Source organism: Streptomyces sp. AF1A (assembly GCF_047340315.1).
Lineage (GTDB): Bacteria > Actinomycetota > Actinomycetes > Streptomycetales > Streptomycetaceae > Streptomyces.
Map to the genome: position 1 here is coordinate 1 of NZ_JBLEBI010000203.1, position 11,844 is coordinate 11,844.

General features: G+C 73.8%; 11 protein-coding genes and 1 pseudogene. 6 read left to right on the plus strand and 6 right to left on the minus strand.

All coding sequences use genetic code 11. The features are described from left to right. Positions 1-22: 22 nt before the first annotated feature. Both tuf and ACLU3S_RS32250 read right to left on the minus strand, forming a co-directional pair. Entirely contained in the window at positions 23-1,192 is a 1,170-nt protein-coding gene (gene tuf, locus ACLU3S_RS32245) for an elongation factor Tu (protein ID WP_413955519.1), read from the minus strand. 316 nt (positions 1,193-1,508) lie between these two features. Then, a complete protein-coding gene (locus ACLU3S_RS32250) occupies positions 1,509-3,191 on the minus strand; it encodes a SpoIIE family protein phosphatase (protein ID WP_413955520.1) in 1,683 nt (560 codons plus the stop codon). 167 nt (positions 3,192-3,358) lie between these two features. Between ACLU3S_RS32250 and ACLU3S_RS32255 the strand changes: the two genes are divergently transcribed. Beyond that, positions 3,359-4,138, plus strand: a complete 780-nt coding sequence (locus ACLU3S_RS32255) for a TVP38/TMEM64 family protein (RefSeq protein ID WP_413955521.1) — start codon at positions 3,359-3,361, stop codon at positions 4,136-4,138. Between the two features lie 4 nt (positions 4,139-4,142). On the opposite strand, the gene ACLU3S_RS32260 is transcribed toward ACLU3S_RS32255, so the two are convergent. Continuing rightward, positions 4,143-5,312 (minus strand): thiolase family protein, encoded by a 1,170-nt coding sequence (locus ACLU3S_RS32260; RefSeq protein WP_413955522.1) that lies wholly within the window; start codon positions 5,310-5,312, stop codon positions 4,143-4,145. A gap of 117 nt (positions 5,313-5,429) precedes the next feature. On the opposite strand from ACLU3S_RS32260, the gene ACLU3S_RS32265 reads away from it, so the two are divergent. Further along, positions 5,430-5,900, plus strand: a complete 471-nt coding sequence (locus ACLU3S_RS32265) for a winged helix-turn-helix transcriptional regulator (protein WP_413955523.1) — start codon at positions 5,430-5,432, stop codon at positions 5,898-5,900. A 219-nt stretch (positions 5,901-6,119) separates the two neighbouring features. Continuing rightward, the gene (locus ACLU3S_RS32270; RefSeq protein ID WP_413955524.1) at positions 6,120-6,299 is read left to right on the plus strand and encodes a hypothetical protein; all 180 of its coding nucleotides are present in this window, start codon (positions 6,120-6,122) and stop codon (positions 6,297-6,299) included. A gap of 14 nt (positions 6,300-6,313) precedes the next feature. Here ACLU3S_RS32270 and ACLU3S_RS32275 read toward each other — a convergent pair whose 3' ends face one another. Continuing rightward, positions 6,314-7,447: a hypothetical protein gene (locus ACLU3S_RS32275; RefSeq protein ID WP_413955525.1), complete on the minus strand. Its 1,134-nt coding sequence runs from the start codon at positions 7,445-7,447 to the stop codon at positions 6,314-6,316. Between the two features lie 57 nt (positions 7,448-7,504). On the opposite strand from ACLU3S_RS32275, the pseudogene ACLU3S_RS32280 reads away from it, so the two are divergent. The 3 genes and pseudogenes from ACLU3S_RS32280 to lnt all read left to right on the plus strand — a co-directional run. Then, a pseudogene (locus ACLU3S_RS32280) lies at positions 7,505-7,789 on the plus strand (DUF1905 domain-containing protein); the annotation flags it as partial. A gap of 258 nt (positions 7,790-8,047) precedes the next feature. Beyond that, positions 8,048-8,527 (plus strand): nuclear transport factor 2 family protein, encoded by a 480-nt coding sequence (locus ACLU3S_RS32285; RefSeq protein ID WP_413955526.1) that lies wholly within the window; start codon positions 8,048-8,050, stop codon positions 8,525-8,527. Positions 8,528-8,598: 71 nt separating this feature from the next. After that, on the plus strand, positions 8,599-10,173 hold the full coding sequence (lnt, locus tag ACLU3S_RS32290) for an apolipoprotein N-acyltransferase (protein ID WP_413955527.1): 1,575 nt from the start codon (positions 8,599-8,601) through the stop codon (positions 10,171-10,173). On the opposite strand, the gene ACLU3S_RS32295 is transcribed toward lnt, so the two are convergent. Both ACLU3S_RS32295 and ACLU3S_RS32300 read right to left on the minus strand, forming a co-directional pair. After that, positions 10,091-11,002: a Gfo/Idh/MocA family protein gene (locus ACLU3S_RS32295; protein WP_413955528.1), complete on the minus strand. Its 912-nt coding sequence runs from the start codon at positions 11,000-11,002 to the stop codon at positions 10,091-10,093. The two genes, lnt and ACLU3S_RS32295, sit on opposite strands and share 83 nt — an antisense overlap. After that, positions 10,999-11,844 (minus strand): FAD-dependent monooxygenase (locus tag ACLU3S_RS32300; RefSeq protein WP_413955529.1); only part of this gene is annotated, 846 nt, incomplete at its 5' end. The genes ACLU3S_RS32295 and ACLU3S_RS32300, both read right to left, overlap by 4 nt.

Below are 11,844 nucleotides of genomic sequence, written 5' to 3' on the forward strand. Positions count from 1 at the left end.
GCGGTCCCCCGGCGCACCGGCGTCACCCCACGGCGGTCACGGTCCCCGCTCCCACGGTCCTGCCGCCCTCGCGGATGGCGAACCCGAGCCCCGGCTCCAGCGGTACCTCCCGCCCGAGCTCCACCGTCATCTCCACCGTCTCCCCGGGCCGGGCGATCCCCGCCTCCCCGAGGTCGACGTTTCCGACCACGTCCGCGGTGCGGATGTAGAACTGCGGACGGTACCCGCTGACGACCGGCGTGGTACGACCGCCCTCACGCCCCGACAGCACGTACACGCGCGCCGAGAACCGCCGCGCGGGCACCACGCTCCCCGGTGCCGCCACGATGTGCCCCCGCCGTACCGCGTCCCGTGGAACACCGCGCAGGAGCAGGGCCACGTTGTCGCCGGCCTGGGCCTCCTGCATCGGCTTGCCGAAGGTCTCGAGCCCGGTGACGACGGTCTCGACGTCGGCGCCGAGCACCGAGACCCGGTCTCCGAGGCGGAGCGTCCCGCGCTCCACGGCGCCCGTGACGACCGTGCCCCGACCGGTGATGGTGAGGACGTTCTCCACCGGCAGCAGGAACGGCGCGTCCAGATACCGCTCGGGCATCGGCACGTAGGTGTCCACCGCGTCGAGCAGCGCCTCGACGGACGCCGTCCAGCGGGGGTCGCCCTGCAGCGCCCCGAGCCCCGAGACCCGTACGACGGGCACCGCGTCGCCCGGGTAGCCCTGGGCGGTGAGCAGGTCGCGCACCTCCAGCTCGACCAGGTCGGTCAGCTCCTCGTCGCCCGCGTCGGCCTTGTTGAGCGCGACGACGATGTGGTCGACGCCCACCTGCCGGGCGAGCAGCACGTGCTCGGCGGTCTGCGGCATGATCCCGTCGAGCGCCGAGACGACGAGGATGGCCCCGTCGAGCTGGGCGGCGCCGGTGACCATGTTCTTGATGTAGTCGGCGTGGCCCGGCATGTCCACGTGGGCGTAGTGCCGGGTGTCGGTCTCGTACTCGACGTGCGCGATGTTGATGGTGATGCCGCGGGCGGCCTCCTCCGGGGCGCGGTCGATGCGGTCGAACGGCACGAAGGTGCCGGTGCCGCGCTCGGCGAGGACCTTGGTGACGGCGGCGGTCAGGGTGGTCTTGCCGTGGTCGACGTGACCCATGGTGCCGATGTTCAGGTGCGGCTTGGTGCGCACGTAGGCCGTTTTGGACATGGCTGTACCTCGAAGCCTCTGCTGTCGTACGGGAACGCGGACCCCGGGGGACTGGCCGACCCTCCCCCTGCGGGGTCCGCCGGACGATCCGGAGAGGGTCAGCTTCGGGCGCCGTCGACAGCGGCCAGGAGAGTGGGAACGGCAGCCTTCGGCGCATCCGCGACGGCGGATGCTGCGACGAGGAAGGCGTACCGGAACATGCCGTCGATCATCGCCGACGCTGCGTGCGGCGTCGAATGGTTTTCCGGGTGGGAGAGTTGGGGCCGCGGGCGGGTCGGGGACCGTGCGGGGTCGGCGGCCGTGCCGGGCGCGGAGGTCAGGACGGCGGGCCGGGCACGCGTACCGCGAGCAGCGCCACGTCGTCGTCGTTGTCCGCGGAGCGCGCCCGGGTGAGCAGTTGGTCCGTGAAGGACTCCAGCGGGCGGTGAGCGAGGGACGCCGCGTGCCGGCGCAGGTGGTCGAGGCCCTCGCCCAGGCTGTGGCCCGGGGACTCGACCAGGCCGTCGGTGTACAGGAGCAGGGTCGCGCCGGGCGGGAGCTCCATGGTCGCGTCGGGACGGGCCAGGTCGGGCAGGACGCCGAGCAGGACCCCGTGCCCGTCGGTCAGGTAGTCGGCCACGCCGTCGTGGGTGACCAGCAGCGGTGGTGGATGGCCGGCGTTGGTCCAGCACAGCTCGCACCGGCCGGCGTCGTTCACCGTCATGCGGGCGAAGATCAGCGTGGCCAGGGAGACCTCGGCTATGTGCAGGGTCGCGTGGTCGAGCCGCTGCACGATCTCGCTCGGCGGCCTCTGCTGGGACCAGGCGTAGGCGCGGAGTATGTTGCGCAGCTGGGCCATGGCGGCCGCCGCGTCGAGATCGTGGCCGACGGCGTCGCCGATGACGAGGGCGGTGGCGCCGTCCGCCAGGGGGAACGCGTCGTACCAGTCGCCGCCGACCTCCGAGGCGTCCGGCGCGGGCCGGTAGCGGGCGGTCATGTCGAGGCCGGGCACGCAGGGGAGCTGCGGCAGCAGATGGCGCTGCATGGTCTCCGCCACCTGGCGCTGCCGCTGGTAGAGACGGGCGTTCTCGAGGGCGAGGCCGGCGCGGCGGGCGATGTCCTCCAGCAGGACGGCCTCGGTCCCGGTGAACCTCTCGGGCTGGGCGGCGCGGCCGAGGGTGACCGCGCCGAGCACCTCGCGCAGGCTGCGGATGGGAGCGACGACGGCGGAGTGCATGCCGGTGGCCTGGAAGAGGCGGCGCTGCTCGGCCGCGACGCCGGAGTCGGGCGGCCCCTGGTAGGTCTCGGGACCGGCGAGCGTGGTGGCCATGCCGCGCAGGGCGCGGGCCAGCGGCAGGGGCGAGGTCTGCGGCACCGGCGGCATCGGCCCCTGGAGGTCCTCCCGGAACTCCACGGCGCCGTTCGCGCCGTGGGCGACGGCGAACCGGCACACCTCGTCCCGCTCGGTGATCAGATCGATGACGGCCCAGTCCGCGAGGCGGGGCACGAGGAGGCCGATCAGGCGGTGCAGTGCCTCGTCGATGTCCAGGGTGGAGGTGAGAAGCGTGGTCGTCTCGGCGAGCAGCGCGAGCCGTTCCAGATCGGAGAACTGCCTGTGCGCGGGTGACCGGGCGGGCCTGCCGGCCTGGCCCACGCAGTGGAAGAGCATGAGAGTGGCGCTGTCGCGGAACCCGAGGCCGCAGGGGGTGACCAGCCACCGCACGGGCAGCAGCGTGCCGTCTCCGCATGCCCACTGGTCCGCACCCTGTTCGGTGCGCCCGGCGATGATCGCCTCCCGGAGACGGCACTGGGCCCTCGGCACCGGCTCCCCGCCGCTGCTGCGGTGCAGCAGATCGTGGGCGTCCTGGCCGATGAGGCTGCCGGCGCGGCGGACCAGGAGTTCCTCGGCGCTCGGGTTGACACCGATGATGAAGCCCCGCTCGTCCGTCAGACAGGCGCCCGCGCCGAGCGTGTCGAGGGCCCTGACCAGCACGTCATGAGGACTGCCCGGGCCCGTCATCGCCGCCGCCTCCTCTCGGGGGAAATGCCTCGCACGCCCCCTCCCGTCCGGAGTTCCCCATCGGACCCGGGCGACGCTTCCGCGGGCTGCACGGAGCCGGCGCGCGGGGGCGGGATGCGGGAAGCCGTCTATCATCGGCCTTCGAATCCGTGTTTCAGGGGGGTCACGTGCCGGATGGCAGCACCCGCTCCGGCGCCGTCGCGGCCTCTCCACGGGCCGCCGCGGTGCCGGCGGAGCCCTCGGCCGCACCCCTCGCGGCTCTGCTCCACGCCCGGGTCGTCACGCGCTGCACGCGCGCGCTGCTGTCCCCGTACGCCCGGCTGTCGCTGCTGTTGGCGCTGCTGGCGGGGGGCGCCGGCTGCGTGCTGCTGTTCGAGCCGCAGCGGCTGCTCACGCACGGTCTGCCGCCGCAGCTGGGCGGGGCCGCGGCGGCCGTGGTGTTCGCGGTGGCGTACGGGCTGTGCACCGTGGCGTTCGTCCCGCGCCCGTTGCTGAACCTGGCGGCGGGCGCGCTGTTCGGCTCGCAGCTGGGGCTGGCGTCGGCGCTGGCGGGCACGGTGCTCGGGGCGGGGGTGGCCTTCGGGCTCGGGCGGGTCCTCGGGCAGGACGCGCTGCGCCCGCTGCTGCGCGGCCGGTGGCTGAAGGCGGCGGACCGGCAGCTCAGCCGGCACGGGTTCCGGTCCATGCTGGCGGCGCGGCTCTTTCCGGGCGTGCCGTTCTGCGCGGCGAACTACTGCGCGGCCGTCTCCCGGATGGGCTGGACGGCGTTCCTGCTGGCCACGGCGCTCGGCTCGGTCCCGAACACCGCCGCCTACGCGGTCGCCGGCGCCCGTGCCTCGGCGCCGACGTCCCCCGCCTTCCTGCTGGCGGCGGCCTGCATCGCCGTACCGGCGCTGGCCGGCACGGTGGTGGCCTGGCGCCGGCGCCACCGGCTGCGGGGCCGGTGACGGCTCAGACGCCTTCGAGGATCATCGCGTTGGCGAGGCCGCCCGCCTCGCACATGGTCTGCAGCGCGTAGCGGGCGCCGCGCTCGCGCATCGCGTGGACGAGGGTGGTGGTCAGCCGGGTGCCGCTGGCGCCGAGCGGATGGCCGAGGGCGATGGCGCCGCCGTGCACGTTGACCTTGGCGAGGTCGGCGCCGGTCTCCTGCTGCCAGGCGAGCACCACGCTGGCGAAGGCCTCGTTGACCTCGAACAGGTCGATGTCGTCGAGGGCGAGCCCCGCCCTGCGCAGCACCTTCTCGGTGGCCGGGACGACACCCGTGAGCATCAGCAGCGGGTCGGAGCCGGTGACCGCGAAGCTGTGCAGCCGGGCGATCGGGCGCAGGCCGAGCCGGGCCGCGGTGTCGCTGGAGGTGATCAGGACGGCGGAGGCCCCGTCGTTGATGGGGCTGGCGTTGCCCGCGGTGACGTTCCACTCGATCTGCGGGAAGCGCTCGGCGAAGCAGGGGTCGTGGTAGGCGGGCCTGAGGCCGGCGAGGGTCTCCGGGGTGCTGTCGGGGCGCACGCACTCGTCACGGGCGACGCCGTCCAGGGGCGCGACCTCGGCGTCGAAGAGCCCGGCCTGCCAGGCGGCGGCGGCCTTGTGGTGGGAGGAGACCGCGAACTCGTCCATCCGCGCGCGGGTGAGGGACCACTTGGCGGCGATGAGTTCGGCGCTGATGCCCTGCGGCACCAGGCCCTCCGGGTAGCGCTCGGCCACGCCCGGCCCGAAGGGGTCCTTGCCGGCGGGCACGTTGGACCACATCGGCACCCGGCTCATCGACTCGACGCCGCAGGCGACCACGAGGTCGTACGCGCCGGAGATGACGCCCTGTGCGGCGAAGTGGACGGCCTGCTGGGAGGAGCCGCACTGGCGGTCGACCGTGGTGGCCGGGACCGACTCCGGGAAGCCCGCCGCGAGGACGGCGTACCGCGTGGTGTTCATGGCCTGTTCGCCGACCTGGTCGACGGTGCCGCCGATCACGTCGTCGACCAGCGCCGGGTCGATGCCGGAGCGCTCGACCAGGGTGCGCAGCGTATGGGCGAGCAACTGCACGGGGTGGACGTGCGCGAGGGAGCCGTTCGGCTTGCCCTTGCCGATGGGGGTGCGTACGGCTTCGACGACGACTGCGTCTCGCATGGTGCGGCCTCCTGCGTGGACCGGGCTCTCACGGGCGCGGCTACTCGTGAGTAGGAACTTCAAACTCACCATAGCTCGGTGCGTTGGAAAATCAAACCCTCCTCTAGACTGGGTCTCATGGCCGCCACGAAAGACCCGCGCCCCTGTTCCATCGCCGACGCCCTGGCGCTGGTCGGTGAGAAGTACTCGCTGCTCGTGCTGCGTGAGGTGTGTCTGGGCAACGGCCGCTTCGACCAACTCGTGCGCAACATCGGCGCCCCGCGCGACATCCTGGCCGCCCGGCTGCGCCGCCTCGTGGACGCCGGGGTCCTCACCAAGCGGGCCTACAACGAGCGCCCGCAGCGCTTCGAGTACCTGCCCACACAGGCGGGCCTGGAGCTGCAACCGGTCCTGATGATCCTCAAGGACTGGGGCGACCGCCATCTCCGCAAGGGCACCGACCTGCCCATGGTCATCGAGCACGCCTGCGGCAATGAACTGGTGCCGGTGGTCACCTGCCAGGCCTGCGGCGACCCTGTACGGCACGGCGACATGACGGCCCACCCGCAGACACCGGGCTGGACGGTGGCGGGACCTACGGCGGCCTGAGCGCGGCGGCGAGGTCGTCCTGCGGCGTGGCGCACGGGCGAGGGTGACCTGTGCCGACGGCGGCCACGGACAAGGTCCCCCAGAACGGCGGCGCCCGGACGGCCGGCGCCATGACGGCGGCGGCCGGACGGCCGGCGGTCCGCGCCGGTGACCGAAGCCATACGTTCTCCGTAGCCGGACGGTAGCGCAGTGTCAGTCCTTGCCCCTAGGCTGGTGCCCATGTCCCCCCAGTCCATGCCCTCTGGTTCCGTGCGGTCTGCTGCCGAGGTGAACGAGCAGATCCGGGCGCTGTGGCTGCGTGCGGGCGGATCCCTGTCGGCTCAGGAGCGCGCGGAGTACGAGCTGCTGGTCGTGGAGTGGGCCGAGGCGGTCCGTGGAGAGGTCATCGAGGCGGCCTGAACGGCCGCGGCCGATCACAGTGCGTCGAGTGCCCTGGCGATGCGCGACGCCGCTCCCTTGTGCGTGACCCATCCGCTCAGGGTCTCCAGCTCCGCCCGTGCCGCGCGGTCCCCGATGCGAGCCAGGGAGACGATGCCCGCCTCGGCCACGTGAGCCGAGCGGGGAACACCTCCGGGCCGGTGCTCCAGGGCGGTCTCCACCAGGCCGGCGAGGGCATGCGTGGTGTCCGGCCGCGGCGGCAGGAGGGAAACCGTCCAGGCGAGTCCCCGCAGCGCCTGGGAGTTGTAGGGGTCGAGAGACGCGTTCACGTCGAACCGGAGGTGCGGATGGCCGAGAAGCGGGATCGTACGATCCAGGCCGGCCAGCTCGAACCACGTCACGACTGCTCGTCGCACCTCCTCCGGGCCAACGGCGTCCAGCAGGCCCGACGCTGTCCGCGTCCACTTCACCGACGGCGCGGCGGCCGTCGCGGGTGCCGCATGCCCCAGCAGCCGCTGCCACGGCTCCCCTCCTGCCGTGGCCTGCCCAAGAGCCGCGTCGGCCCACGGTTCACCGGGATTGAGCACCGGCCCGGGGAAACGGGCCAGCAGGGCCCGCATTCCGGGTTCGGATCCGTTCGCGGCAGCCCCCGTGCGACGGAAGACCGGCAGGTTGACCGCCGCGCCGGTGCGCCGGAACGCGGCCAGGACGGCCGCGTCGGGGGTGCGCCCGGCGGACAGTTCGGCGTCGGCCAACTCCCAGATCCGGTGGGTCGACCAGACGAGGTACTGGTCCCTCAACCGGGCGAGCTCTTCCTGGCGTTCGGCCGCCAGGACGTCCTCGTCGAGGCCACGGGCAACTCCGGAGGCGACCATGAGCAGTTCGGTGCGCAGGTATCCCGAGCCCCGCCCGAACTCCTCGGCCGACCAGTCGCCTTCCACGTCGGCATGCCAACGGGCCCATATCCGGGAGAGCTTCAGCCGGTCCTCGTCGGGCAGTGCCCGCAGGAGCTCCATGTTCGCGTCGCCCACGCCGGTCATGGAGCCGTTGTGGCAGGCGGCCAGCATGACGGCTCGGGACAACTCCCGCAGATCGCCCCGCTCCGCGAGGGCCCGGTACTGAGCGGCCTGCTCTGCCAGGACACGGGTGTCGCTCATCCATCTGCTCATGTCCGGCAGAGTAGAAGGCCGCACTGACAGGGAACCCGTGAGGAACGGAGTGGCGTCGTGGATCTCGTCTTCACCGGCCGGGTGGTCGAATGGCGCGGGCCGTCTCCGTACCACTTCGTCCGTGTGCCCGCCGAAGAGTGCGCCGACATCCAGGAGGTGGCCGCGGCGGCCACGTACGGCTGGGGCGTTGTCCCCGTCAGCGCCCGGGTCGGCGAGGTCGCCTTCGACACGTCGCTCTTCCCCCAGGACGGCGGCTACCTGCTGCCGCTCAAGGACGCCGTGCGCAAGCCGCAGGGCCTCGCCGTGGGCGACGACGTGACCGTGCGGATGACGGTCCGTCTGCAGTCCCGGGCGGTCGGGCGGCGATGTCCCGTCCGTTCCCCGGGCCCGAGCGGATGTACGCGGCAGCCGTCGCCGACTGAAGGTGCCACCACCCGCACCTGGCGCAGGTGGACACCCGCGGCTGCCCGGCCGATGCGCCGACGACGCGGCGACCCGTTGCACCCACCGTGACACGTTCGGGGGGCCGTCGTCCCCCGCATCACCGAATTTCCCCGCATGCCTCTTGGCTCCGCCCGCCCCGTGCCCAACACTGTGCCGATGACGCAGCGTGCGGAGCTCGCGACCGTGTTGGACCGGATGGCCGTGGACGAGTTGATCACCGCGTACGCGGTGGCGATCGACGACGGCGACTGGACGGCGTACCGAAACCTGTTCACGGCGGACGGGCGGGCCGACTACCGCTCCGCCGGCGGCATCGAGGGCGGGGCCGGACAGGTCGCCGGCTGGCTCGCCGAGAACCTGGCGCCGTTCGCCGTGCGGCAGCATCTGATCGTCAACCGCCGGGTGCGGTTCACCACCCTGGACCACGACACCGGGGACACCGCGGCGGTCCGGGCCGACTACTTCAACCCCATGCGCCTCGCCACCGGCAACGGCTCCGCCGCGCCCGACCTGGAGTGCGGCGGCCGGTACGGCTTCGGGCTGCTGCGCACCCCCGAGGGCTGGCGGCTGCGCGAGGTGGTCGTGGAGGAGAAGTGGCGGCGGATGCCGCGGCGCACGGCGGCGGAGCCGCACTGAGCCGGGGCCCTCTGTCGCCGGAGCGCGTCCGGCGCGCACACTGGAGCCAGTCCTGGGTACGGAGGGTCCCCATGAGGACGATCGACCGCCGGCTGACCTCCCCCTGGCGGCGCTCCGGCGCCGCCGCCCTCGCGGGCGCGCTGCCCGTGCTCGCGTTCCCCGCGCCGTCGCTGTGGTGGTTCGCGTACGTCGCGCTCGTGCCCTGGATCCTGCTGGCCCGCTCGGCGCCGACCGCCAAGAGGGCGGCGTACGACGGCTGGTTCGGCGGCTTCGGTTTCATGGTGGCCGTGCACCACTGGCTGCTGCCGAGCCTGCACGTCTTCATCTTCCTGATAGGCGCCCTGCTCGGTGCGCTCTGGGCGCCCTGGGGCCTGCTGGTGCGCCGGCTCCTGGGCGGGGCGCCCTCGCCGGGCCGGTGCGCGGGCGCACTGCTGGTGCTGCCCTCGGCCTGGCTGCTGGTGGAGCTGGTCCGCTCCTGGCAGGGGCTGGGCGGGCCCTGGGGCATGCTGGGCGCCAGCCAGTGGCAGGTCGGCCCGGCGCTGCGGCTGGCCTCGGTCGGCGGGGTGTGGCTGCTCAGCTTCCTGGTGGTGGCCGTCAACGTGGCGGCGGCCGTGCTGATGTCGGTGCGCGAGGCCCGGCTGCCGGCGGTGGCCTCGCTGCTCGCGACGGCCGCCGCGACCTGTGCCGCGTGGGCGTGGGCGCCCCGCCCGGACGTCGACGGCCGGGTCCGGGTCGCGGTCGTCCAGCCGGGGATCGTGGCGGGGTGGGGCAGCAGCGAGCAGCGCTTCGACCGCGAGGAGCGGCTGACCCGGCAGCTCGCCGGGCAGGGCGTCGACCTGGTGGTGTGGGGCGAGTCCAGCGTCGGCCGCGACCTCGCCGCCCGCCCCGATCTGGCCCGGCGGATCGCCGCGCTGTCCCGGGACACCGGCGCGGACGTGCTGGTGAACGTGGACGCCCGCCGCTCCGACCAGCCCGGGATATACAAGAGTTCGGTCCTGGTCGGCCCGGACGGGCCGACCGGCGACCGCTACGACAAGATGCGGCTCGTGCCCTTCGGCGAGTACATACCCGCCCGCTCCGTACTCGGCTGGGCCACCTCGGTCGGCAAGGCGGCCGGCGAGGACCGCCGGCGCGGCACCGAGCAGGTCGTGATGAACGTGGGGCACGGGCTGCGGATCGGCCCGTTGATCTGCTTCGAGACCGCGTTCCCGGACATGAGCCGGCACCTCGCCCAGGACGGCGCGGACCTTCTGCTCGGCCAGTCCTCCACCTCGACCTTCCAGGGCAGCTGGGCGCCGGAGCAGCACGCCTCGCTGGCCGCGCTGCGCGCGGCCGAGACCGGCCGGCCGATGGTCCACGCGACCCTCACCGGCGTCTCGGCGGTGTACGGTCCGGGCGGGCAGCGGCTCGGGCCGTGGCTCGGCACCGACGCCGACACCGCGCGCGTGTACGACGTACCGCTGGCGCACGGCATCACGCCGTACGTCCGCTACGGCGACTGGCCCGTACACGGCGCACTGCTGGTGCTGGCCGCGCTGTGTGCCACCGAGGGGGTGCGGGCGCTCAGGCTGCGCCGGAGCGGTCCCCGACCGCTCGTACCACCCGCTCGCACAGTTCATGGGTCGCCAGCGCGTCCCGCGCGCTGAGCACCTTCCCGGCCCGCACGGCGTCGAGGAAGGCGAGCACCGCCTGCTCGATGCCGCGCTGCCGGGCCACCGGCACCCAGTCGCCGCGCCGGCGCACGGTGGGCTGCCCCTTGTGGTCGATCACCTCGGCGAGGTTGAGCACCTGGCGCTTGGTGTCCTGCCCGGAGACCTCCAGGATCTCCTCCGCGGACCCGCTCAGCCGGTTCATCACGCCGAGCGCGGTGAAACCGTCCCCGCCGAGCTGGAGCACCACGTGGTGCAGGAGCCCGTCCTCGACGCGGGCGCGCACGGTCACGTCATCGACCGGTCCGGGGGCCAGGAAGCGCAGGGTGTCGACGACGTGGACGAAGTCGTCGAGGATCACCGAGCGCGGCTCCTCGGGCAGCCCGACCCGGTTCTTCTGCATGAGGATCAGCTCGCGCGGGTGCTCCAGGCACTGCGCGTACCCCGGGGCGTACCGGCGGTTGAAGCCCACGAAGAGGGAGACGCCCCGCTGTTCGGCCAGGGCCACCAGGCGCTCGGAGTCGGCGAGTTCGTACGCGAGCGGCTTGTCCACGTACGCCGGGACGCCCGCCTGCAGCAGCCGGGTGACGATCTCGGGGTGCGCGGCGGTGGGCGCGTGCACGAAGGCCGCGTCGAGGCCTGCGGAGAGCAGCGAGTCCAGGCTGTCGTGCCGCCGCTCTTGCGGCAGGTGCAGGGAGTCGGCGACCCGGGCGAGGGTCGCGGGCGTCCGGGTGTGCAGATGCAGGTCGACTCCGGGCAGCGCGCCCAGCACCGGCAGATACGCCTTCTGCGCGATGTCCCCGAGTCCGATACAGCCGACCTTCACGTGCTCTCCCTGTTCCGCTCACCCGCCTGTCCCTCCCCGGCAGCATACGGGGGCCGCCAGTCGGCGATGCCGTCGAAGCCGCGCAGCAGCAGCGCCGGCCCGGCCTTGGACAGGGCGGCGACGGCGGTGTTCCGAACGGCGACGACGGCGCGGTTGCCGGCCAGGTCGAGGCGGGCGGTACTGACGGCCCGGCGGGCGAGGGCGGTGGTGCGCGGCAGCCGGGCGGCGGTGTAGGCGGGCAGGTCGCGGGAGTGGTGCGCGAGGACGACCGCGTCCTCGATGGCCTGATTGCCGCCCTGGCCGAGCGTGGGCGGCATGGCGTGGGCGGCGTCGCCGAGCAGGGCGACCCGGGCAAAGTGGTAGGCGGGCAGGGGCTCGGCGATGTGGTGGACGTCGTGCCGGAGCACGTCCTCGGGGCGGGCGGCCGCGAGCACGGCCGGGATCGGGTCGTGCCAGTCGCCGTACCGGCGCAGGAGTTCGGACCGCTCGTCGTCCGGGGCCCGCTCGCCCGCCGCCGCGGTGGCCGCCGCGTAGGCGTAGACGCGGCCGTCCTTGAGCGGGTGGGTGCCCCAGATGCGCCCGCGGCCCCAGGTCTCGTGCGAGGCGAACTCGGCGCCCGGCACCGGGATGAGGATCCGCCAGGTGGTGAACCCGGCGTACACCGGGCCGGGGTGCGCGGGGAACAGCGCGCCGCGGACCCGGGAGTTGACGCCGTCGGCGCCGACCACCAGGTCCGCCTCCAGCTGGTCGCCGCCGGTGCTCACGCGGGCCGGACGGGTGCCGTCGCCGGAGGCGGCGAGGGCCGCGGGTGCGTCGGTGCGGACGGCGCCGGGCGGGAGCAG

Excerpts from the sequence above, each read along its gene's own strand:
- tuf (WP_413955519.1), bottom strand. The coding sequence starts at position 1,192 with ATGTCCAAAACGGCCTACGTGCGCACCAAGCCGCACCTGAACATCGGC.
- ACLU3S_RS32275 (WP_413955525.1), bottom strand. The coding sequence starts at position 7,447 with ATGAGCAGATGGATGAGCGACACCCGTGTCCTGGCAGAGCAGGCCGCT.
- ACLU3S_RS32250 (WP_413955520.1), bottom strand. The coding sequence starts at position 3,191 with ATGACGGGCCCGGGCAGTCCTCATGACGTGCTGGTCAGGGCCCTCGAC.
- ACLU3S_RS32270 (WP_413955524.1), top strand. The coding sequence starts at position 6,120 with ATGTCCCCCCAGTCCATGCCCTCTGGTTCCGTGCGGTCTGCTGCCGAG.
- ACLU3S_RS32265 (WP_413955523.1), top strand. The coding sequence starts at position 5,430 with ATGGCCGCCACGAAAGACCCGCGCCCCTGTTCCATCGCCGACGCCCTG.
- ACLU3S_RS32285 (WP_413955526.1), top strand. The coding sequence starts at position 8,048 with ATGACGCAGCGTGCGGAGCTCGCGACCGTGTTGGACCGGATGGCCGTG.
- lnt (WP_413955527.1), top strand. The coding sequence starts at position 8,599 with ATGAGGACGATCGACCGCCGGCTGACCTCCCCCTGGCGGCGCTCCGGC.
- ACLU3S_RS32260 (WP_413955522.1), bottom strand. The coding sequence starts at position 5,312 with ATGCGAGACGCAGTCGTCGTCGAAGCCGTACGCACCCCCATCGGCAAG.